Annotated in this window: 17 protein-coding genes and 3 pseudogenes; 7 read left to right on the plus strand and 13 right to left on the minus strand. The window is 40.0% G+C overall.

From position 1 onward, the window contains the following. Window positions 1-29 precede the first annotated feature (29 nt). From SanJ4206_RS07945 to pnp, 7 genes are all read right to left on the minus strand, one after another. On the minus strand, window positions 30-1,160 hold the full coding sequence (locus SanJ4206_RS07945; RefSeq protein ID WP_022525160.1) for an ABC transporter ATP-binding protein: 1,131 nt from the start codon (window positions 1,158-1,160) through the stop codon (window positions 30-32). Window positions 1,161-1,270: 110 nt separating this feature from the next. Continuing rightward, window positions 1,271-2,143, minus strand: coding sequence for a helix-turn-helix domain-containing protein (locus SanJ4206_RS07950; RefSeq protein ID WP_022525161.1), 873 nt, complete (start codon window positions 2,141-2,143; stop codon window positions 1,271-1,273). After that, window positions 2,130-2,534, minus strand: coding sequence for a Mini-ribonuclease 3 (locus SanJ4206_RS07955; protein ID WP_003039549.1), 405 nt, complete (start codon window positions 2,532-2,534; stop codon window positions 2,130-2,132). Before SanJ4206_RS07955 ends, SanJ4206_RS07950 begins: the two co-directional genes overlap by 14 nt. Further along, entirely contained in the window at window positions 2,527-3,870 is a 1,344-nt protein-coding gene (gene cysS, locus SanJ4206_RS07960) for a cysteine--tRNA ligase (RefSeq protein WP_037593347.1), read from the minus strand. The genes SanJ4206_RS07955 and cysS overlap by 8 nt, the downstream gene beginning before the upstream one ends. Window positions 3,871-3,953: 83 nt before the next feature. Beyond that, window positions 3,954-4,721 carry a nucleoside phosphorylase gene (locus tag SanJ4206_RS07965; protein WP_037582534.1) on the minus strand — a complete coding sequence of 256 codons (768 nt, stop codon included), beginning with the start codon at window positions 4,719-4,721 and terminating at the stop codon, window positions 3,954-3,956. Window positions 4,722-4,764: 43 nt separating this feature from the next. After that, the gene (gene cysE, locus SanJ4206_RS07970; RefSeq protein ID WP_004224199.1) at window positions 4,765-5,349 is read right to left on the minus strand and encodes a serine O-acetyltransferase; all 585 of its coding nucleotides are present in this window, start codon (window positions 5,347-5,349) and stop codon (window positions 4,765-4,767) included. Window positions 5,350-5,398: 49 nt separating this feature from the next. Then, window positions 5,399-7,579: a polyribonucleotide nucleotidyltransferase gene (pnp, locus tag SanJ4206_RS07975; RefSeq protein WP_004224202.1), complete on the minus strand. Its 2,181-nt coding sequence runs from the start codon at window positions 7,577-7,579 to the stop codon at window positions 5,399-5,401. 398 nt (window positions 7,580-7,977) lie between these two features. Here pnp and pepF point away from each other — a divergent pair, with 398 nt between their 5' ends. Next, window positions 7,978-9,777 carry an oligoendopeptidase F gene (gene pepF / locus SanJ4206_RS07980; RefSeq protein WP_157622101.1) on the plus strand — a complete coding sequence of 600 codons (1,800 nt, stop codon included), beginning with the start codon at window positions 7,978-7,980 and terminating at the stop codon, window positions 9,775-9,777. Between the two features lie 166 nt (window positions 9,778-9,943). Next, window positions 9,944-10,735: a hypothetical protein gene (locus SanJ4206_RS07985; protein ID WP_022525163.1), complete on the plus strand. Its 792-nt coding sequence runs from the start codon at window positions 9,944-9,946 to the stop codon at window positions 10,733-10,735. 603 nt (window positions 10,736-11,338) lie between these two features. Here SanJ4206_RS07985 and SanJ4206_RS07990 read toward each other — a convergent pair. The 4 genes and pseudogenes from SanJ4206_RS07990 to SanJ4206_RS08000 form a co-directional block, all read right to left on the minus strand. Beyond that, window positions 11,339-12,064, minus strand: coding sequence for an ABC transporter permease (locus tag SanJ4206_RS07990; protein WP_026129853.1), 726 nt, complete (start codon window positions 12,062-12,064; stop codon window positions 11,339-11,341). After that, window positions 12,064-12,810, minus strand: a complete 747-nt coding sequence (locus SanJ4206_RS07995) for an ABC transporter permease (RefSeq protein WP_004224213.1) — start codon at window positions 12,808-12,810, stop codon at window positions 12,064-12,066. The genes SanJ4206_RS07990 and SanJ4206_RS07995 overlap by 1 nt, the downstream gene beginning before the upstream one ends. Before the next feature lies 1 nt (window position 12,811). Beyond that, window positions 12,812-12,910: pseudogene (locus tag SanJ4206_RS10115) on the minus strand (ABC transporter ATP-binding protein); the annotation flags it as partial. A gap of 107 nt (window positions 12,911-13,017) precedes the next feature. Beyond that, window positions 13,018-13,720: pseudogene (locus SanJ4206_RS08000) on the minus strand (ABC transporter ATP-binding protein); the annotation flags it as partial. Window positions 13,721-13,914: 194 nt separating this feature from the next. Here SanJ4206_RS08000 and tpx point away from each other — a divergent pair. Beyond that, a pseudogene (gene tpx / locus SanJ4206_RS08005) lies at window positions 13,915-14,202 on the plus strand (thiol peroxidase); the annotation flags it as partial. Window positions 14,203-14,269: 67 nt separating this feature from the next. Here tpx and ltrA read toward each other — a convergent pair. Further along, window positions 14,270-15,547, minus strand: coding sequence for a group II intron reverse transcriptase/maturase (gene ltrA / locus SanJ4206_RS08010; protein WP_004224222.1), 1,278 nt, complete (start codon window positions 15,545-15,547; stop codon window positions 14,270-14,272). A gap of 642 nt (window positions 15,548-16,189) precedes the next feature. Here ltrA and SanJ4206_RS08015 point away from each other — a divergent pair. Then, window positions 16,190-17,635 (plus strand): IS1182 family transposase, encoded by a 1,446-nt coding sequence (locus SanJ4206_RS08015; RefSeq protein WP_157622103.1) that lies wholly within the window; start codon window positions 16,190-16,192, stop codon window positions 17,633-17,635. A gap of 65 nt (window positions 17,636-17,700) precedes the next feature. Here the strand turns inward: SanJ4206_RS08015 and SanJ4206_RS08020 are convergent, their stop codons facing one another. After that, on the minus strand, window positions 17,701-19,227 hold the full coding sequence (locus SanJ4206_RS08020; protein WP_004224651.1) for an IS1182 family transposase: 1,527 nt from the start codon (window positions 19,225-19,227) through the stop codon (window positions 17,701-17,703). Window positions 19,228-19,474: 247 nt separating this feature from the next. Between SanJ4206_RS08020 and SanJ4206_RS10005 the strand changes: the two genes are divergently transcribed. The 3 genes from SanJ4206_RS10005 to SanJ4206_RS08035 are packed head-to-tail and all read left to right on the plus strand — an operon-like array spanning window position 19,475 to window position 20,965. Continuing rightward, window positions 19,475-19,867, plus strand: a complete 393-nt coding sequence (locus tag SanJ4206_RS10005) for a transposase (RefSeq protein WP_004224648.1) — start codon at window positions 19,475-19,477, stop codon at window positions 19,865-19,867. A 28-nt stretch (window positions 19,868-19,895) separates the two neighbouring features. Then, window positions 19,896-20,153 (plus strand): helix-turn-helix domain-containing protein, encoded by a 258-nt coding sequence (locus SanJ4206_RS10010; RefSeq protein WP_230937728.1) that lies wholly within the window; start codon window positions 19,896-19,898, stop codon window positions 20,151-20,153. Further along, a complete protein-coding gene (locus tag SanJ4206_RS08035) occupies window positions 20,150-20,965 on the plus strand; it encodes an IS3 family transposase (RefSeq protein WP_004224646.1) in 816 nt (271 codons plus the stop codon). Before SanJ4206_RS10010 ends, SanJ4206_RS08035 begins: the two co-directional genes overlap by 4 nt. Window positions 20,966-21,090: the final 125 nt, after the last annotated feature.

Here is a 21,090-nt window from a genome sequence, read left to right on the forward strand (position 1 = left end):
TTATTAATTTATTCTAGAGGCGTTGTAAATTAGTAAACTGTCTTTTCTGTTTCTGGATCAAAGAAGTGTGCTTTGTTCAAGTCAAAGCCAAGGTCAATACCTGCTCCAGCTTTGAGGTAATCACGAGCATCTACTTTAGCAATAAATTCATTGTCTGCAACTTGGCAATACAAGTGGGATTCAGAGCCAAGCAATTCAGATACAGAGATTTTAGCATGAACTACTGAATCTGGGAATGTTTCAAGGAAAGCACCTTCTGTATTGATGTCTTCTGGACGAATACCAAAGATGAGTTTCTTGCCTTCATAGCCTTTTTCACGAAGTACCTTCAAGGCACCTTCTGGTACTTTCAGAGAAAGGTCTTGTGCTACAATTTCATCACCTTTCAAAGTTACATTGATGAAGTTCATCGCTGGGCTTCCGATAAAGCCTGCAACAAATTTATTAACTGGGTTTTTGTAAACTTCTTGTGGGGTACCGATTTGTTCTACACGTCCGATTGTACCCGTTCCTGAAGGGTTTTTCGTTGCAGACATGATAACGATACGGTCAGCCAAGGTCATCGCTTCTGTTTGGTCGTGGGTAACATAGATAGTTGTTGCTCCGATACGACGGTGAATTTTAGCGATTTCTGCACGCATGGATACCCGCAATTTCGCATCCAAGTTAGAAAGTGGTTCGTCCATAAGGAATACCTTTGCATCACGGACAATGGCACGTCCCATGGCTACACGTTGACGTTGACCACCTGAAAGGTCAGCTGGTTTACGATCCAAGAATTCTTTCAAACCAAGAATATCCGCTGCTTCATTTACACGTTTTTCAATATCATCCTTGCTGTATTTACGAAGTTTCAAACCAAAAGCCATATTGTCATGCACGGTCATGTGTGGATACAAAGCATAGTTCTGGAAAACCATAGCAATATCACGGTCTTTTGGTGCCACATCGTTCACCACGCGTCCGTCAATTGAACATTCACCTTCTGTGATGTCTTCAAGACCAGCAATCATACGAAGCGTAGTAGATTTCCCACATCCTGAAGGACCTACGAAAACGATAAATTCTTTATCTTTAATATTCAAGTTGAAATCTTCTACAGAGTAGTGTTCGCTGTTTGGATATTTTTTGTAAATATTTTTTAAATTTAATTCTACCATAAAATAGAACTCCTTTGTTATTATGATTTTATTATATATGAAAACGCTTCATTATCCTATGGCAAAGTGAACAAAATAAAAAAAATGTTTTGTGCAGGGTGCACAAAACATTACACTAAATCATTGATGACAATTTGGTAACACAAAGTCAAATCTGTCAGGTCTTTTAGCTGTAAGCCCGTCAATTCTTCCCATTTATCGATGTGATACTGCAAAGTATTCCGATGAATATACAACTGTTGGGCAGCTTTTGTCACAACTGCCGTGTTTTCCCACAAAGCTGCAATAATATCAACGAGCTGATCTTGACTTTCAATCAATTGATGAAGTTTCTTCGTTAAAATTGGCAATATGAAATCCTTTTGCCCAATCCCCCACAAAAAGAGTTGGGAAAAAGAATGCACATTGGAATGCTGAACCTGCTCCCACCATTTGATAAAAAGAGCATGTTCCGCTTGAAAAAGTTCTGAATAACTTTCTTCAAAAATTAGAGGCCAAATTTGCCCGATTTGAATCGTCAGAGTTAAGCTAAAGTCATATTCGATAGCCGATAAAGTATCACGGAGAACATCTTTTACAGGGACTAATTGCGTTTGATCTAGCACAAAGATGTAATCCTGAGAGGACAGCTGAAAATCTGCTATTCTATTAGGCAGTATGGTTCGCATCATTTCCAACCAAGACCCAATCGTTTCCTTTTCATAATGGAATAAATGACAATGGACGAACTGTAGCTTTTGAACGTTTTGAGGCATTTTGCCACGGTTATGAACCAAATAATCATACCAAGGTCCACCATCAAATGCAGAGTCTTTCCCAGTCAGTAAAGAAATAAGTTCTTGCTCTCGCTCTGTCAGACTGCTTTTTTTTAATAACAACCATTGATTACTTGAAATGGGAATTGCCACTTCATCCTCTTTTGCATTTGGATTGGATTGAAGCCTCCCTTGAGGGAACCATTTTAAAAAATCAGTTTTTATCATGCTGTGCGCCCTCCACTCTCACAATACACCAATCAATCAGCTCTTCTAAACGCTTGATTTGATCGGTCATGTGTAAATATCCCAGAACGGCTTCAAAACCTGTCGACATGCGATAGGTCACAATATCAGCATTTTTAGCTTTTGTATGGCTATTGGCATTGCGTCCACGCTTGTAAATATCTTCTTCCTTTTCGGTCAGAATTTTTTCTTCCAACATTTGAGAAATGAGGTTAGCTTGCGCGCGAGCTGACACATACTTGGTTGCTTCTCTGTGTAGCTGGTTCGGCTTGGTTAATCCTTGGAAAATCAAGTGACGGCGGATATAAGTTGAGTAAATAGCATCACCTTCAAAAGCCAAGGCAATACCATTTATAAGATTGACATCAATCACGGATCCACCTCACTCCGTCCTTGGTATCTAAAAGCTTGATCCCTTTAGCTGCCAATTCATCACGGATTTTATCAGCTGTTGCAAAGTCCTTGGCAACACGCGCAGCTTGGCGCTGCTCAATCAAGGCTTCAATATCCGCATCCAGTACTTCTGCTGTAAAGACAATACCAAAAACTTGCAGAAGCTCAGCAAAAGCGCTTTTCACCTCTTGATTGTAGTGACCGGAATTAATCCACTTAGCTAGTTCGAAAACGACTGTAATGCCATTTGCTGCATTGAAATCTTCATCCATAGCAGTGGTGAATTTATCCAGAAAAACCTGCAAGTCTGTCAGATCGACCGTTCCCGTAAAGGGTTGCTCGTAAGTATTTTTCAGATATTTCAGATTTACTTCCGCATCGTGAACGGCTTTTTCTGTAAAATTGATAGGCTTGCGGTAGTGCTGAGTTGCAAAAAAGAAACGCAAAACTTGTCCGTCAATGGTTTTAAGGGCATCGTGGACGGTAATGAAGTTACCCAGAGACTTAGACATCTTGACATCATCAACATTGACAAAGCCATTATGCATCCAGTAGTTGGCAAAAGTCTTTCCAGTTTTAGCTTCTGATTGAGCGATTTCATTAGTATGATGCGGAAATTCTAAATCAGCTCCGCCACCGTGAATATCAATCGTATCTCCCAGAATTTCTGTCGCCATGACGGAACATTCGATATGCCAACCTGGACGACCTGCTCCCCAAGGGCTGTCCCAGAAAATCTCGCCCGGTTTAGCCGCCTTCCAGAGAGCAAAGTCCACTGGATTTTCCTTGCGGGTGGTTTCCTCATCTGTCCGACCAGAAGCGCCTAACTCTAAATCAGCCAAGGTTTTATTAGCTAGTTTGGCATAATTGTGAGACTTTTCCACTCGGAAATAGACATCCCCTTGACTCTCATAGGCAAAGCCTTTTTCAATCAAGTCCGCCACAAAGCGGACGATATCTCCCATAAAGTCAACCACACGCGGATGCTGAGTAGCCGGCTTGACCCCCAAAGCGGTTACATCTTCGCGAAATGCGGCGATATACTTGTCCGCCACTTCTTTGGGAGTGATGCCTTCTTCCTTGGCCCGATTGATAATCTTATCATCTACATCCGTGAAATTGGAAATATAGTTGACTTCAAAGCCTTGATACTCAAAATAGCGGCGAACCGTGTCAAAAGCTACTGTTGAGCGGGCATTGCCGACATGGATGTAGTTATAAACCGTCGGACCGCAGACATACATGCGGATCTTGCCCTCCTCAATGGGCACAAATTCACGTAGGCTGCGAGTCATAGTATCATAGATTTTGATCATATTTTACGATACTGAGAGTGACTGGAAAGTAGATAAAATCAACTGCAGAAGCAGTCATCTAGTGTCAAACTTTCTGTTTCTACTCAGTTCCTTTCTAGTTCCTTTGCTATTGTCAAAGCGATCGTGAAAAAAGTCATGGCATCAGCCGTCCGCTCTTCACGGCGGGCATCCCAGATTTTATTGTGGTGATCCACATAATCTGCTGTATAGAAGAACTGATAAACCTGAGCTTTACGAAATTGACTCCAAGCCATAATAGCCGAAGCTTCCATATCTACTACTTGGGCTCCCGCTGTTAGACGGCGTTTAACTTTATCAGGTGTTTCCCGATAAAAAGCATCTGTCGTCCAAGACTTGGTTCGGATATGCTCGATATCGTGCTTACCAAAGATAGCTTCCAGCTCAACCAACAGGGATTCGTCATAGGCGATTTCATCACCCGGCGGGGCATAGTGATAGCTAGTCCCTTCATCTCGCAAAGCAGCAGCAGGCAAGACAATCTTGTCCGCCTCAATTGAGCGATCCAAAACGCCACAGGAACCTAAAATGACGAAATTCTTGAAACCTCTAGCTGCCAACTCCTCTAGCTGGCCGACTACCATCGGAGCTCCAATAAGTGCCGTCATGACCGCCACTCGATTTCCATCACATTTATATATATACCAAGGAAATTGACCGTTAAGATTTTTTAAATAGCCTCCCAGATAGACTTCTTCTGATTCAATCAAGCCTTGCAAAATTTCCCCGTTAAAGGACAAGATGATAGTTTTACAAACCTCTCCCTTATCAATAATCTGCCTATCTGTTGGTTCGATAACCCCAACTACATCTTCAAATTCTTCTAATAGCACGCTATATACACCTTCTTTTGAGCCTACATTCAACCATCTCTCACTACAATTTAGACGAATAATAACTTTCTTCGCGGATTTCTTCTAAATTCTTGATAGTTGGAGTATCTTTTTGACCATGCACACGGACGATTTTAGCCGGTATACCAACAACTGTCACATCACTTGGTACATCTGCTACCACTACTGCACCCGCTCCTACCTTGGCATTTTCACCGATTTCAATCGGACCAATTAGCTGCGCATGAGCTGAAATAAGCGCACCTTGACGAACTGTCGGATGACGTTTCCCACAATCTTTCCCTGTTCCTCCAAGAGTGACACCATGATAGAGCATCACTCCTTTTTCTACAATGGCCGTCTCGCCAATCACTAAACCACTCCCGTGGTCAATAAAGACACCTGAAGCAATCTGTGCCCCCGGATGAATCTCAATCTGAGTCCAAAAGCGCCAAAATTGGCTATGCATCCGAGCTAAAAGTTTACATCCATGATTCCACAGAAAGTGAGAAAGTTGGTGAGCAGCCAAAGCCTTAATCCCAGGATAAGTCAACAGCACCTCAAGTGAGGAGCGAGCTGCCGGATCATTTTCTTTCACAATCGCTATCGTCTCTTTCCACCAACCCATGATGACTCCTTTCTAGCTTTAGACTGAAGGCAAATACTTAGCAACCTGTCTAGTCTTGCGCCTTTTCTTCTTGAACAGCTTTATGCTCTTTATGTGTTTTATGATGATGTTTTTTTGCTTTCTCTTCTTTAGGAGGACGTGGTAGAAGAGCTTTCATAGAAGCGTCCACACGACCTTTTTCATCAATCTTAATAACTTTGACATCTACTTCATCACCAAGTTGCACCAAATCTTCAACCTTATTGGTACGCGTCCAAGCCATTTCAGAGATGTGCACCAAGGCGTCTGTCTTGTCAAAGAGATTGACAAAAGCACCGAATTTCTCAATCCGAACAACTTTTGCATGATACACTTCATCTACTTTTGCTTCACGCACAAGCGCTGTAATGATTTCTTTGGCACGGTTAATCGCATCTTGATCGCTAGAGTAAATAGAAACATTTCCTTCCTCGTCTATATCAATCTTGACACCTGTTTCTGCGATAATCTTGTCAATCGTTTCACCGCCCTTACCAATGACAATCTTAATCTTATCAACATCAATCTTAATGGTGTCAATCTTCGGAGCAGTTGGAGCGAGTTCTGTGCGAGGAGCTGGAATCGTACGTTCAATCAAATCTAAAATTTCAAAACGTGCTTTCTTAGCTTGAGCCAATGCTTCTTGCAAGATTTCAGCAGTAATTCCTTCAATCTTGATATCCATTTGAAGAGCAGTAATTCCTTCACGTGTACCGGCTACCTTGAAATCCATATCTCCGAAATGGTCTTCTAAGCCTTGAATATCTGTTAAAATCGTGTAGTTGCTACCATCTGAAATGAGCCCCATAGCGATTCCGGCTACAGGTGCTTTAATTGGTACCCCACCGGCCATAAGAGCAAGTGTCCCAGCACAAATCGAGGCTTGTGAAGATGAACCATTTGACTCAAGAACTTCTGCTACCAAACGGATTGCATAAGGGAAATCCTCTAGACTAGGGAGAACTTGCGCAAGTGCACGTTCACCAAGAGCTCCATGACCGATTTCCCGACGACCAGGTGCTCCATAGCGTCCCGTTTCTCCTACAGAATATTGTGGGAAATTATAATGATGCATAAAGCGTTTCTTGTATTCTGGATCAAGTCCGTCCACAATTTGCGTCTCACCCATTGGCGCCAAGGTCAAGACAGATAAAGCCTGCGTTTGCCCACGAGTAAAGAGACCAGAGCCATGCACTCGTGGCAGATAGTCAATTTCAGCATCCAATGGACGAATTTCATCTACCTTACGACCATCTGGACGAATCTTGTCCTCAGTAATTAAACGCCGTACTTCTGCATGCTCCATTTGCTCTAAAATTTCAGCCACATCACGCATGATGCGGTCAAATTCTTCGTGGTCAGCATATTTTTCTTCGTAAAGGGCTATTACTTCGTCTTTGACTGCTTGCGTTGCGGCTTCACGAGCTAATTTTTCTTCTACCTGAACGGCTTTTTGAAGATCAGCATTATAGCCGGCTACAATTTCTGTTTGCAATTCTTCATCAACACGAAGAAGCTCAACTTCTGCTTTTTCTTTTCCAACTACTGCCACGATTTCTTCTTGGAAAGCAATCAATTCCTTCACTGCTTCATGACCTTTCAAAAGGGCTTCCAGCATCACTTCTTCTGATAATTCTTTGGCACCAGATTCCACCATGTTAATCGCTTCTTTAGTTCCTGCAACGGTTAATTCCAATAACGAAGCTTCTTTTTGTTCTTGACTTGGATTGATGACCAATTCTCCATTGACATAGCCAACCTGCACACCAGCAATTGGACCATTAAAAGGAATATCTGAGATTGATAACGCAAGAGATGAACCAAACATAGCTGCCATAGGTGCTGAAGCATCCGCATCATAAGAAAGAACGGTATTGATAACCTGAACTTCATTGCGGAAACCTTCCGCAAACATGGGACGAATGGGACGGTCGATTAAGCGAGCGGTCAAAGTCGCATCCGTCGAAGGGCGTCCTTCGCGCTTGTTAAAGCCACCAGGGTATTTCCCAGCTGCGTACATCTTTTCTTCATAATTGACTTGAAGCGGGAAGAAATCGCCAGTCGCCATTTTCTTTGACATAACGGCTGCTGTCAGAACGGTACTTTCACCATAGCGCACCACTACGCTACCATTCGCTTGCTTCGCCACTTGTCCAGTTTCAACCACTAATTCTTTGCCAGCAAAAGTGGTTTTAAATATTTGTTTTACCATAATTATTCCTCTTTGAGTCTATGCTCAATTTCTAATTTTTTATACGTCTTGCCTACAAAGATCAAGATAGATTTAGGATATTAAAAATGAATCCTGAGTTCCACTCCAAAAATTTCTGCTTGCATAATTAGGCACAAGCTTTGTTTCAATAAAATAACTCATTATCCTGTTCAACACACCTTTTTCCATAGCCACGACTGTTGATAGAAAGTTTAAGTGTTTTTTATACTTTGTCTATCCTCATCTTTGTATCAAGCACGTATAAACTTTATTTTATCATATTTTACACCAAAAGAAAAAGCCTTAAAATAGCTTTTTAGCAAGAATTTTTGAAATGTTATCTATTATTCTTATTTTTTGCTATACTAGAAAGAAAGCTAGTAACAAGGAGAATAGATATGGTTGAACAAAAACAACGTTCTGAGTTTCCAGAAAAGGAACTGTGGGACTTAACAGCTCTCTATCAAGACCGTGAAGATTTCCTACGGGCGATTGAAAAAACTCGTGAAGACATTAACCAGTTCATACGGGATTATAAGGACAACCTTCATACTTTTGAGGATTTTGAAAAGGCCTTTGCTGAATTGGAACAAATCTATATTCAAAGAAGTCATATCGGCAACTACAGTTTTATGCCACAAACAACGGACTACGGTGATGAAAACTTTGCACAGATTGCGCAAGCTGGTACAGATTTCGAAACAGAAGCTAGCGTTGCTCTCAGCTTCTTTGATGCAGCCTTGGTCAATGCTGACGAAGAAATTCTTAATCGTCTCGAACAACTAACACATTTGACTGCCGCAATTCGCCAAGCTAAAATCAAAAAAGCCCACTATCTGGGAGCGGATATTGAAAAAGCCTTGACCAATCTAGGTGAAGTCTTTTACAGTCCACAGGATATTTACACTAGGATGCGGGCTGGCGACTTTGCCATGGCTGACTTCGAAGTAAACGGCAAAGTTTATAAAAACAGCTTTGTTACCTATGAGAATTTCTATCAAAACCACGAAAATGCTCAAATCCGTGAAAAAGCTTTCCGCTCTTTCTCAGAAGGCCTTCGTCAGCACCAAAATACTGCTGCTGCTGCCTATCTGGCTCAGGTCAAATCTGAAAAGCTTCTAGCAGATATGAAAGGCTATGACTCTGTCTTTGACTATCTTTTGGCTGAGCAAGAGGTAGATCGCTCTATGTTCGATCGGCAAATTGACCTCATCATGACTGAATTTGCACCTGTTGCACAAAAGTTCCTCAAGCACGTTGCTAAGATCAACGGCCTCGAAAAAATGACCTTTGCAGATTGGAAGCTGGACTTGGACAGTGCACTCAATCCTGATGTCACTATTGAGGACGCTTATGACTTAGTGATGAAATCCGTTGCTCCACTCGGAGAAGAATATACACGCGAAATTGCCAATTACCAAAAAGAGCGCTGGGTGGATTTTGCAGCGAATGCTGGCAAGGACTCTGGCGGCTATGCCACTGATCCTTATCGCGTGCATCCTTATGTTCTTATGAGCTGGACAGGCCGTATGAGTGATGTGTATACTCTGATTCATGAAATTGGTCACTCTGGTCAGTTCATCTTCTCTGACAATAGTCAAATCTATTTCAATACCCACATGTCGACCTATTACGTAGAAGCTCCTTCTACCTTCAACGAACTCTTACTTAGCGACTATTTGGAACATCAATTTGACAATCCACGTCAAAAGCGATTTGCACTCGCTCACCGTCTAACGGACACTTACTTCCATAACTTTATCACCCATCTCTTGGAAGCAGCCTTCCAACGCCGGGTTTATAATCTCGTTGAAGCAGGCGAAACTTTTGGAGCAACGAAGCTTAACAGTATTATGAAAGAAGTTCTTACCGAGTTTTGGGGGGATGCAGTCGAAATCGACGATGATGCTGCGCTCACTTGGATGCGGCAAAGTCACTATTATATGGGGCTATACAGCTATACCTACTCTGCTGGACTTGTCATCTCTACTACCGGCTATCTTCATTTGAAAAATGACAAAAATGGCGCTCACGATTGGCTAACCTTCCTCAAATCTGGTGGAAGTAAAACGCCACTTGAGACTGCTCGTATCATCGGAGCCGACATTTCCACAGACAAACCACTCCGCGACACAATTCAGTTCTTGTCTGATACAGTTGATCAGATTATTACCTACAGCGAGGAATTAGGAGAATAGATTATCTACACAGCTTCAGATTTCAATTTGAAGCTGTTTTATATGAATTGATTTAAAACAAAATTTTTAAGTTTGTGGTAATTTGAAAAATTTCACTTCCTAGTTATTGAAAGCGATAACAAGTTGTGATATGATATTTTCGAAAACCAATTTATGTGAGGGAAATATGAAAAAGTGGAAAAATAATTCTAGGCTCAACATCGTTCTTGCTATCATGAGTGTTGTTCTAATCATCTTATTGTCTCCAATTACAATGCCATTAATGTTTCTAGGTGGTGTTTTTGGTATTTGGTATTTCGCCAAGCGAAATCCAAGTGTTTTCAAAAGAAATATAGCAATTGCTGTAGCGATAATAGGAATACTAGGAAGCTATACAGTAAGTAAATTCAATATTGAATCCTCTGAAAGCCAACAAAGTCAAACCCAAGTAGTGCCATCTACATCTAGAACTTCATCTTCAAACTCTTCAAAAGCAAGCAGTTCCTCCTCAAACTCCGATTCTAGTAGAGAAAAAGAAGAAAAACTCGAAAAAGAAAAGAAAGAGAAGAAAGCGGAGGAAGAGCGAAAACAAAAAGAGGCGGCAGAGAGAAAAGCTAAAGAAGAACAGGCTCAAAAAGAAGCTCAAATTCAGCGCATCACCCAGCAAGGTGAACAGGCTGTTAAACAACTTGAGGATAATCAAGTAGCCGAGAACATTGCTCCAGCTCAAGCTGCCGTTGAGCAAATTACCGATCCAAATAAAAAAGGAGCTCTTCAACATCGAATTAATCTTGTACAAAATGCAATTCAGCAACGAGCTGAGCAAGCTCGACAAGAGGCAGAGAGACAAGCAGCATCTCAACAACAAGAGGCTATAGCTGCTAGTGGCTATTTTAGAGATAAGAGGGGCAGATGGCATCGCCCAAATGGTCAATATGCTTCAAAGAAGGAAATTGCAGAAGCGGGATTGCCTTGGTAAAATACATCTCTACAATATATTAAAAAGAGAAATGAGATCTTGTAACAAGGGACATTGTTTTCCATCATAATTCCCATCAAACAAGTAGTTTACAAGCACACATGATTGGATACTGGGACGAAAGTTTCTAGCTTCAAAGGAGACCGTTTAATAAATTAACGATGCTACAGCTAACCACTCCAATAGTCTACTGGATTATTGGATGTCGGAAATAAAACATCCATAAGGATGTGTCAAAAACACGACTTTGAATTGGTGGATTTTGCAAAGCAAGTCCTCAAGCCTATTGCTTTTCAAGCTCGGAAGAGCGCCTAATCATCCTCGTAGGAGTAAGACAACGGACTAGATTTTTTTCAAAATGGGTTCTGTCTCACTCCCTTTTATTTTGTATAAGATAAACTATATACCTTTTTACGTCATATTTTCCCCTTTCGCTTTATCGTAATCCTGAATATCTTTATTGTATCGCATTTGGAGTTTTTGGATATAACCAACATTGCGCACCCGCATATGATATGATACCTCTTAAGTAGACATGGTAAATAACCAAAATCTACTTAAGAGGTATCATATCAGCAGTCATCAAGGTGTTTTAAATTATGCTTACTTCCTTAACTCTCTGACAGTCAGACCAAAAAACAATATACTATAAATTGCATTAATTAAAACAAAAATAAGCAATTCCATCCATGACATATCTGTTAAAGCACGACTACGTAAAGCAATCATAATCTGAGAATAGGGATAAAATCGGCTCAATCCCTCTCCTACAAACAAAAGAAGAAAACCGCCAATGGAGCCAATAGCTGAAAAAGCGACAGATTTTGCAAAATTTCGAGTCTTTGATAGGATAAAAGCCTGTACCATCATTATACTGATAGAGCCTATCAAGGATAAAAATACCCATTTGAGGTGAACAGCTATTTCTGGAATAACCTGTATCTGTTCAAAGCTCAGTGCTACGCTCCAGATAAGGACCAAAAGAAGTTGTAAGGGAACTGTTACGAATAATACTGTAAGAATCTTGCTTATTACCAATTTAGAAAGAGACACCTGATTGACACGCAACATTTCAAGAGTTGTCCGTTCAAATTCTGGCATCATGCTAATCCCCATAAAAATCGCTAATAATGCTGGATAAAATATCTGGCTATTTAATAAGGTAAGCTGCCCCCACATGACCCAAGTCTGAGTTCCTTCCACAAATACAGAACGATTAAGAAAATAAGTGCTCAAGCCTATAAAACTAGATATACTCAACAGCAAGATTCCAATTCCAAGTAATTGCATTTTATGTAACTTTCGCCACTCTGCAGATATATATCCTATCATATCATCATCCCCTTTCTACCTTGAATAGCCCCTCTAGCTAGTGCATAGACAAGTGTAGCATAAAGTATGTAGATACCGATCTTTAATAAAAGCTGATTATCAAGTGTATAGACAGCAGTACTTGTAACAGAATTATAGCTAAACTTATAGGGAGCCAAAAATCCTGTTCCCTCCCAAGGAAGTAAAAAGGCCCACCATTGATCTGTTCTCGCTTGAAAAATCATCCCGACAAAGGAACCAATAAACCCCATAGATAACACCAGCCCTTGCTTTTCATAGTACATCGCGATAGAAATGTAAAGACATATTTGAACAAAACTTGACAAGGAAAGTCTGAGTACCTGTAGTAATAACAACTGTAAAGAGACAGTCTGCCACTTAAACAAGCTTATATAAATTCCCAAAAGCCCTGTAAAGATAACTGCTAAGCCCATAAAGAATAGCGTTGAGAAGTAAAGTTTATCATGAAAAATTCCACTCACTCCTCTGCCATTACTTGCTTGTAATTTAAAAGTCCGTCCTTCTTTCTCATTACTCACAATTCGCGAAGCAAATATACTAATTGCCAGAGGTAAAACGAAGGTATAGATATCCTGATTACAGAAATAAAACGCTACCTCAGTTAGTTTTTCCTTTGAAACAAGAATAGTCCATAAAAATCCAAATCCAAGTATCGCAATCGCAATAGCGAAAGATTTTGTACGCTTCGATTTTAGAAGCTCAATTTGCAATGCTTTTACCATACTAGGCCTCCTTTGTTAATGTTAGAAAAATATCTTCTAGACTTTCTTTTTCTCTGACAACCCTAAAGATTGGATATCCCGCTCTGACTAGTTCTTTCACGAGTAAAGCAATTCGATCATCTGGTAGATTTTTTAGCTTCATTTGCCCATTTTTAACCTCAAGAATAGGTACTTTAGTCTGTTGATTCAAAAATTGAAGCATATTATGTTGTGAGAAGTCTCCACTAATTTCAATCCACATATTGGACTTTATCGTTTCAACATCTCCTTCATAGACGAGTTGCCCCCTGTTAATAATACCAACACGATCAGCTAAATGTTCAATTTCTGATAAGATATGACTGGAGATAAATACAGTGATACCTTCCTCTTTAGCAAGTCGGATAATTAATTGACGAATTTCATGAATTCCCGCAGGATCAAGTCCATTCGTTGGCTCATCTAATAACAAAATTTTAGGTTTCTTAACAAGAGCAAAACCCAAGGCTAATCGTTGTTTCATTCCCAAAGAATAGGCTTTAACTAATTTTTTCCTATTCTTTTCCTCAGCTAAGCCTACAAGCTCAAGTGTAGGCCAAATATTTCTTTTGTCAAAACCAATCATCTTTTGAAAAACTAAAAGATTTTCATACCCTGTCAAATTCGGATAATAAGATGGTTCCTCAATCATTGATCCAATGCTATTCAAATAGTCTGTTTTAGCTCTCACTGATTTGCCATAAACTAAAATTTCCCCCGAAGTCGGTTGAATGAGAGATAAAATCATTTTCATCGTGGTCGTTTTTCCAGCGCCATTTGGGCCTAAAAAACCATAAATCTCTCCTTCCTTAACGGTTATTTTATCCAGACTAACTGTTTTGGCATCGCCATAAACTTTTGTAACTTGGTTTAACTCAATCACATTTCTCATTTTCCTACTCCTATCATTTTGATAACTTTAGTATAATACGGTCTTTTTATTCTTACCATAACTTAAGCTTACAAAAAGCCTTTTATTCTTACATTTTTGTAAGAATAAAAGACCTAAATTTTCCAAACAAATTATTTAGAAAGTTCTTTCAAATATAGTACAACTGGAGTAGAAATTTCATTTGGAGGACTTTTATGACAACCTTTCTTGGAAATCCTGTTACTTTTACAGGGAAGCAACCTCAAGTCGGTGACACTGCACCTGACTTTTCACTCACATCAACCGACCTCAGCAAAAAGACGCTGGCTGATTTCGCGGGCAAAAAGAAGGTGCTGAGCATCATTCCGTCCATTGATACAGACGTCTGCTCTACTCAAACCCGCCACTTCAACCAAGGACTGTCTGATTTGGACAATACAGTGGTTATCACCATTTCAGTTGATCTGCCTTTTGCCCAAGGAAAATGGTGCGCAGCTGAAGGAAAATCGAGTAGGGGCTACTTTCGAGTCCCTCTCACACCACCGTACGTGCCGTTCGGCATACGGCGGTTCAATTAACTTTTAACGCATGTCGTTCTAAGTAGTAATCTAAGCAAGAAACCAGTCCGCGTTTAATGAGGACTGGTTTTGATATAGCTCGTTTTAGGACTGACTTTTGTGCCACCAACTGATAGTGGTCACCCCAGCCAGATACTTTATCTGCGATCCACTTTGGTACGCCTAGTTTAAGAAGTCCCCAAAGTCGCTTAGATTTCTTCTTCCATTGTTTCCAGATGATAACTCTAATTCGTGTTCGCAAGCGTTCATCAATGCTTTCCATAACAGATTTCATGTTTGTCATGGAGAAATAGTTTATCCAGCCTCGGATAAGCCAGTTGAGTTTCTCAATACGGCTATCCAAGTCAATACTCCATTTCCGTATGGTCAATTGCTTAAGCTTTCTCTTGAAATTCTGTATACTGTCTTGATGCGGGCGACTTTTCCAACCTTCAGATGACTTCCAGAAGCCAAAGCCAAGATACTTCAACTTACTTGGTCTCACAATCTTGGTCTTAGTCATATTGACTTTCAGTCCGAGACGTTTTTCAATGAAGCGACTAACTGAATACATAACACGTTTAGCTGCCGCCTCACTCCCAACAGTTATGACACAATCATCTGCGTAACGAACAAAGTGTAGTCCTCTACTTTCCAATTCCTTGTCCAGCTCATTAAGCATGATATTAGATAGGAGTGGAGATAGATTTCCTCCCTGTGGTGTTCCTACTAACGTTCTATGTCGTTGTCCGTTGATGACTACGCCCGAATGAAGATACTTGCGAATCAGAGATTCGGTATCACCATCTTGAATAATGTTATGGACAAGTGACATCAGCCTATCTTGAGGAACTGTATCGAAAAATTTCTCAAGGTCTATATCCACAATCCACTCATAGCCATCGTTAAGGTACTCCAATAACTTGATGATGGCTTTTTCGCATGACCGATTGGGTCGGAAACCATAACTCGTTTCAGAGAAGTGAGGTTCACAGAGAGGACTGATAATCTGAACAATTGCCTGTTGAACCATTCTGTCCATGACAGTTGGAATACCGAGCTGACGGACTCCCCCATTAGGTTTCGGAATTTCTACTCGTAAAACTGGCTGAGGTTTGTATTTCCTCTGTTTTATCAGTTCCTTGGTTGGTCGCCAATATTGGCGAAGGTAGTTGTCTATCTCTTCAACAGTAATGCCATCAATTCCAGCTGAGCCTTTATTGGCTTTCACTTGGTTATAGGCTTCTAACATATTCTCACGAGATAGAATGTTATCTAGTAGTTCTGACATGTGTGTATTCCTTTCTTGTTTCGGTGTCTGAGGACATCTTATATTAGTGAACTTTCCTCTAGTCAATACGTGACCGCATCCAGTTCTATCAGACTATTCGTTTTACAGACACGTGTGAAGTAGGTATACTTCGGTTAATTGTTCGACCCTTCGCTCCACTTCTATTACAGAAGTTTCATCACTACTATGGTCTCGGCTGACTTCTCATGATTCGTTGTTACTACGTCTTTGACGCTCATGAGACCTCACGGGATAAGTCGTACATCTTTCCTCGTTTACTCTCGTGATTTACGCACATAGGTTACGACTACCTTTTTGGACTTTAGGGTTTCAAGCCCCCTCTTCCCCTATATACGCCTTGTTATCACGTTTCTGTTCGTAGAGCCACGATTTCGCTATCCCTTCCTCTCCTTGCTACCTCGCGATAGTCAGGCTTGGGAGTCGCTATTGGGTTCACCGGTAGCGGGTGCCCGCGGAGGACTTTCACCTCAGATGTACGACATGCCCGTCGTACTTTAAAACAGAGTAGAATGAAATTCTACTCTGCAGATTGAAGACAAAGTCCTAGAAATTCACTTTTCTAAGGACTTTTCTGTTTATCTAGAGTTATAATAAAGGTAAGGTATTCTGGGAGGTATTGCTATGTTCCACAAAGAAAATCCTGACTATAATCGAAATCAAGTCGGGTTCTACAGCCTAGATGAGTTGGTTCCTAAAGATCATCTCTTACGTCAAATGGATCGTGCAGTTGATTTCTCATTTATTTATCAATTGGTTGAAAACAGTTATTGTGCGGATAAGGGGCGTCCTAGCTTAGACCCAGTCATGTTAGTCAAAATTCCAATGATTCAATGTCTCTTTGGTATTCGTTCCATGCGTCAAACCATCAAAGAAATTGAAGTCAATGTGGCTTACCGCTGGTTTCTTGGGTTAACTTTAGAAGATAAGGTGCCTCATTTCACAACATACGGCAAGAACTACAGTCGTCGTTTCCAGGATAAACAAGTCATTGAAGCAATTTTTGCTCATATCTTAGGGCTCTGCCTCAATGCTGGTTTGATTGACCCCACTGAAATCTTTGTGGATGGGACTCATATCAAGGCAGCAGCGAACAATCACAAATACATCAATCAAGAAGTTGATGCGCAAGCTAAATTTATGAGTGACCAATTGGAAAAAGAAATTGCCAAAGACAGGGACAAACAGGGAAAAAAGTCGCTAGGGCTCGCCAAAGAAAAAGAGCCCATCAGTAAGAAAATCTCTCCAACCGCCCCAGATAGTGGCTGGTTTCATAAGGGTGACCATAAAGAGGTTTTTGCTTACAATGCTCAAGTAGCTTGCCATAAACATGGCTGGGCACTAGGCTATAGTATCCACGCTAGGAATATCCATGATAGTCAGGCATTTCCTGAACTCTTTGACAAGATTAAAGCATTGAATCCTCACTATCTTATCGCTGATTCTGGCTATAAAACCCCAAGCATCGCTCCTTACTTCTTAACACTAGGTGTCATACCCGTTTTTCCTTATACAAGACCTCGTAATAAAAAAGACATGCTTCGGCCAAAAGAATTTATGTATGATGAGTACTATGATGTTTACCTCTGTCCAGAAAATCACCCCTTATCCTATTCAACGACTACTCGAGACGGCTATCGTGAGTATAAAAGTAATCCAGCTGTATGCCAGTATTGTCCCTTATTATCGGTTTGTACCCAATCAAAAAATCATCAAAAAGTAATCACTCGTCATCTATGGAAAGATGATTTAGAGGTTTGTGAAGACATCCGACACCAAAGAGAGATGAAGGAACGCTATCAACAGCGCAAAGAAACCATTGAGCACTTGTTTGGAACAGCTAAAGAATATCCCAACTTACGTTATACGAGACTAAAAGGAAAGTCCAAAATGGAGGCAACCCTTGGGCTTACTTTAGCGTGCTTGAATATGAAAAAATATAGTAAGATAATGGCTGGAATAGTCTTTTTATTTTGCATAAAAGTAATCCTATCAAGACCAATTGTGATAACAATAGTAAAAGAAAAGACAAACTGGATTAAAATTCCAGTTTGTCTTCAATCTGAATAGTCTGAGACAAAATAGTTCTCAGTCACAAAAAAGCTAGAGATTCCCAATTATGGAACTCTAACTTTTTAAGTTTGAGTCGTTCTCTTATTGTATTTAAGGAGATTATTGGCCATGAGCACTAAACCCATGTCAATTTTCACCTGACGCTTGCCTCTTAGGTTACATCTCTTGTAACCCAAATAAGCCTTTATCTGCCCAAAGACGGGTTCCACATCAATCTTACGTTGAGCGAAAATCTGTCTACCTTCGGGAGATAAAAGCGCTTGGCATTCTTTAGCTTTTAAGTGTTGATAACGTTCGTTGATATATAGTCCCTTTTGAGGGGCTGATTTAGGTTCATCAGCGTAGTAAACCTTGATTTCCTGTTGAAAGTCCGCCTGTGTTTTCTGATGTTTGATATGATGAAAACGATAGCACCACCCGTCAGGATGAGTGTAGCTATCCTCCTTGTCATCATAGTACCAATTCGCTAAGTTTCTAGCCGACTGTTTATACCCTTTCTTCTGTTCCTGATCAAACATGGCATATTTAATCAGGTGGTTCACCTCCTTTTCATCTAAACGAAGGAGGTTCTCTTCACTTCCATATCCAGCATCTGCGACAACGGTCTTCAAGTCATGCGGATAGGTTTCAAGGAATGGCAGAAGAGTCTTGGTGTCTGTCGGATTTGAAAAGACATCATAATGAAGAACAAATTGATTTTCAGTAGCGATTTGAAGATTGTAAGCAGCCTTGAGTTGACCACTCTTCATGTGGTCTTCTTTCATCCGCATAAAAGTGGCATCTGTATCTGTTTTGGAAAAGCTGTTACGCCCTTCAAATGTCTCTTGGTAGCCTTCATATTTTTCAGCACGTACTGAAAAATCATCCTTGACTTTACGCAAGACTTTCTTGAGTTTCCGACGTTGGGTTTTACGTTCGTCCTTCCCTTTAACGGGGGTCTCCTCAATGTCTTGGTTCAGTTTTTCCAATTCTTCTTCGAGGACTTGAGCGAATTCAATCAACTGCTCTGAAGCAATCGGTTCTTCTTCGTCCAGCCTAATGGCCTGATGGATAAGGGGTGTGATTTCTTCTTGAAAATAGACCTGTATCTGTTCTTGAAGTTTGAGGGAAAACTTGTCCGTTGCCTTTTTCCACACGAAACTATACTTGTTGGCGTTGGCTTCAATCTTAGTGCCATCAATAAACAGACAATCTAAAGTCACTAACTCTTCTAATTTCAAACGAAGATTGAGGTCAATGAAAAGATCACGAATGAGCTCTTCCATTCCTTCAGCGACTCGAAATCGATTGATGGTGCGATAGCTGACAACCAACTGTCCTGTTAGGTACTGCATAGCCAGATTTTCAATCATCATTTTTTCGATTTTTCGTCCAGAGAAAATCCCTTGCGAGTAGGCAAATAGTAGAGCGGCTAAAAGCATTTTAGGGTGATAAGACGGGCGACCGAAGTTATGATAGAAAGCGTGGAAGTGACTATACTCCAAGGCATTCACCACTTTTTCAATGGTAAAGACAAGATGGTCTTGTGGTAAAATGCAAGCAAGTTCTAGTGGTAAAGTCGTTTGATTTGTGTTATAGTGAATATGCATGGGATAGCCTTTCTAAATGGTTTATTGAGCAATTCTATTTTAGCAAGGCTATCGTAACCATGCAAAAAGCAACGGCAAATCCGTTGCTTTTTTTTGTAGCAAAGGGACTATTGTCCCAGACTCTTTTTTTATGTGACTTTAGTCCGTCTCGCTTCGAAGGTGCGAGACAAATAAACCACCCGCTATTGATATGATACCTCTTAAGTAGACATGGTAAATAACCAAAATCTACTTAAGAGGTATTTTTATGTCTAGAAGAGAAAAATTCACCCCATACGAGAAAGAACAAGCTTGTCTTGATTATATTAATGGTAATCGTTCTAGGTCCGAAATATGTAACTGTCTTCATATTTCCACAAGGACGATTCAAGATTGGGCTGCTATTTATAAAAAATATGGGATTTTAGGATTGACAAAGAAAACAAAAAATCGTTCCTATTCAAAAGAATTTAAAATGGAACTTGTTAGAAAATATATTAGTGGTGAGGCTTCATCTGTTGATTTAGCTCATCAATATGATATTTCTTCAGGGCTTTTACGAAATTGGATTAGGATGTATAATGCCAATATAGAACTTAAGGATTACAATCCAAAACAGGAGGTCTATATGGCAAAAGCAAGACGTAAAACCACTATTTGATGAACGCAAAGAGATTGTCGACTATTGTATTGAACACAATCGCAATTATAAGGAAACAGCGGCACTTTATAATGTTTCTTATAGCCAAGTATACTCGTGGATGAAGAAGTATGATAGTGATGGTGACGAAGGATTAATTGATAAAAGAGGTCGTCACAAACTAGATGATGAGGTTGATGAATTAGAACGTTTACGAAGAGAAAATGTGCGCTTAAAACGTCAGTTAGAAGAGAAGGATATGACTGTTGAACTCTTAAAAAAAGTGAAAGAATTCGGAAGGATGTGAGACTAGGTAAACAGCGTTATGAATCAAAATACTTAGCGATCGAACACTTTAACACAAACAAAGGGTGGAGCATTAGTTGGATGTGCCATCAGCTCGGAATTACAAGGTCTGCATTTTATAAATGGAAACATCGAATAGTTCCAGAACAAGAACAATTAAACAGAGAAATTGCGGAATTAATTAAAGAATATGACGAACGTTTCTCACATATCTTGGGATACCGAAGAATGACCGATTGGATTAATCATTTCAATCATACGAATTACTCGAGAAAGAGAATTCACCGAATTATGAAAAAACTCGATATTCACGCCCTTATCCGTAAGAAAAAGAAAAAATACAAGACTGTTAAACCTGACGAAACTGCAGAGAACAAGTTAGCAAGAAACTTCTATACAACTGCTCCGAACAAAAAATGGGTAACAGATGTTACAGAGTTTAAGATCCCTAACTCTCATAAGAAACTCTATCTTAGTGCCATACTTGATTTATATGATCGTTATCCTATTGCTTTTGTCATAAGTGGTCGAAATGATAATCGGTTAGTCTTCAAAACATTTGACAAAGCCATTGAAAAAAATCCCACAGCTAAGCCTATATTACACAGCGATAGAGGGTTTCAATATACTAATAAGAACTTTCAAAAAAAGTTGAAAGATACTGATATGATTCAATCCATGTCAAGAGTAGGTCATTGTATTGATAACGGCCCAATAGAAGGTTTTTGGGGAATTATAAAATCAGAAATGTATCAGATGTATGATATTTCAGATGAGACCTCCCTCCGATATGCCATCAAAGATTATATCTGATTTTATAGTCATGAACGACCACAAAGCAGATACGACTGTAAAACGCCTTGAGAAGTAAGAAACTCTGCCTTAACATCAGAACATCCTTTGTCATACCCAATCGCTAAGAATAACAAAATTGAACA

It is taken from the genome of Streptococcus anginosus (assembly GCF_001697145.1).
Classification (GTDB): domain Bacteria; phylum Bacillota; class Bacilli; order Lactobacillales; family Streptococcaceae; genus Streptococcus; species Streptococcus hominis.

What these genes read in the sequence shown, in the direction of transcription:
- SanJ4206_RS07945 (WP_022525160.1), bottom strand. Translation starts at nt 1,160, where the DNA reads ATGGTAGAATTAAATTTAAAAAATATTTACAAAAAATATCCAAACAGC.
- SanJ4206_RS07950 (WP_022525161.1), bottom strand. Translation starts at nt 2,143, where the DNA reads ATGATAAAAACTGATTTTTTAAAATGGTTCCCTCAAGGGAGGCTTCAA.
- cysS (WP_037593347.1), bottom strand. Translation starts at nt 3,870, where the DNA reads ATGATCAAAATCTATGATACTATGACTCGCAGCCTACGTGAATTTGTG.
- cysE (WP_004224199.1), bottom strand. Translation starts at nt 5,349, where the DNA reads ATGGGTTGGTGGAAAGAGACGATAGCGATTGTGAAAGAAAATGATCCG.
- pnp (WP_004224202.1), bottom strand. Translation starts at nt 7,579, where the DNA reads ATGGTAAAACAAATATTTAAAACCACTTTTGCTGGCAAAGAATTAGTG.
- pepF (WP_157622101.1), top strand. Translation starts at nt 7,978, where the DNA reads ATGGTTGAACAAAAACAACGTTCTGAGTTTCCAGAAAAGGAACTGTGG.
- SanJ4206_RS07985 (WP_022525163.1), top strand. Translation starts at nt 9,944, where the DNA reads ATGAAAAAGTGGAAAAATAATTCTAGGCTCAACATCGTTCTTGCTATC.
- SanJ4206_RS07995 (WP_004224213.1), bottom strand. Translation starts at nt 12,810, where the DNA reads ATGGTAAAAGCATTGCAAATTGAGCTTCTAAAATCGAAGCGTACAAAA.
- ltrA (WP_004224222.1), bottom strand. Translation starts at nt 15,547, where the DNA reads ATGTCAGAACTACTAGATAACATTCTATCTCGTGAGAATATGTTAGAA.
- SanJ4206_RS08015 (WP_157622103.1), top strand. Translation starts at nt 16,190, where the DNA reads ATGTTCCACAAAGAAAATCCTGACTATAATCGAAATCAAGTCGGGTTC.
- SanJ4206_RS08020 (WP_004224651.1), bottom strand. Translation starts at nt 19,227, where the DNA reads ATGCATATTCACTATAACACAAATCAAACGACTTTACCACTAGAACTT.
- SanJ4206_RS10005 (WP_004224648.1), top strand. Translation starts at nt 19,475, where the DNA reads ATGTCTAGAAGAGAAAAATTCACCCCATACGAGAAAGAACAAGCTTGT.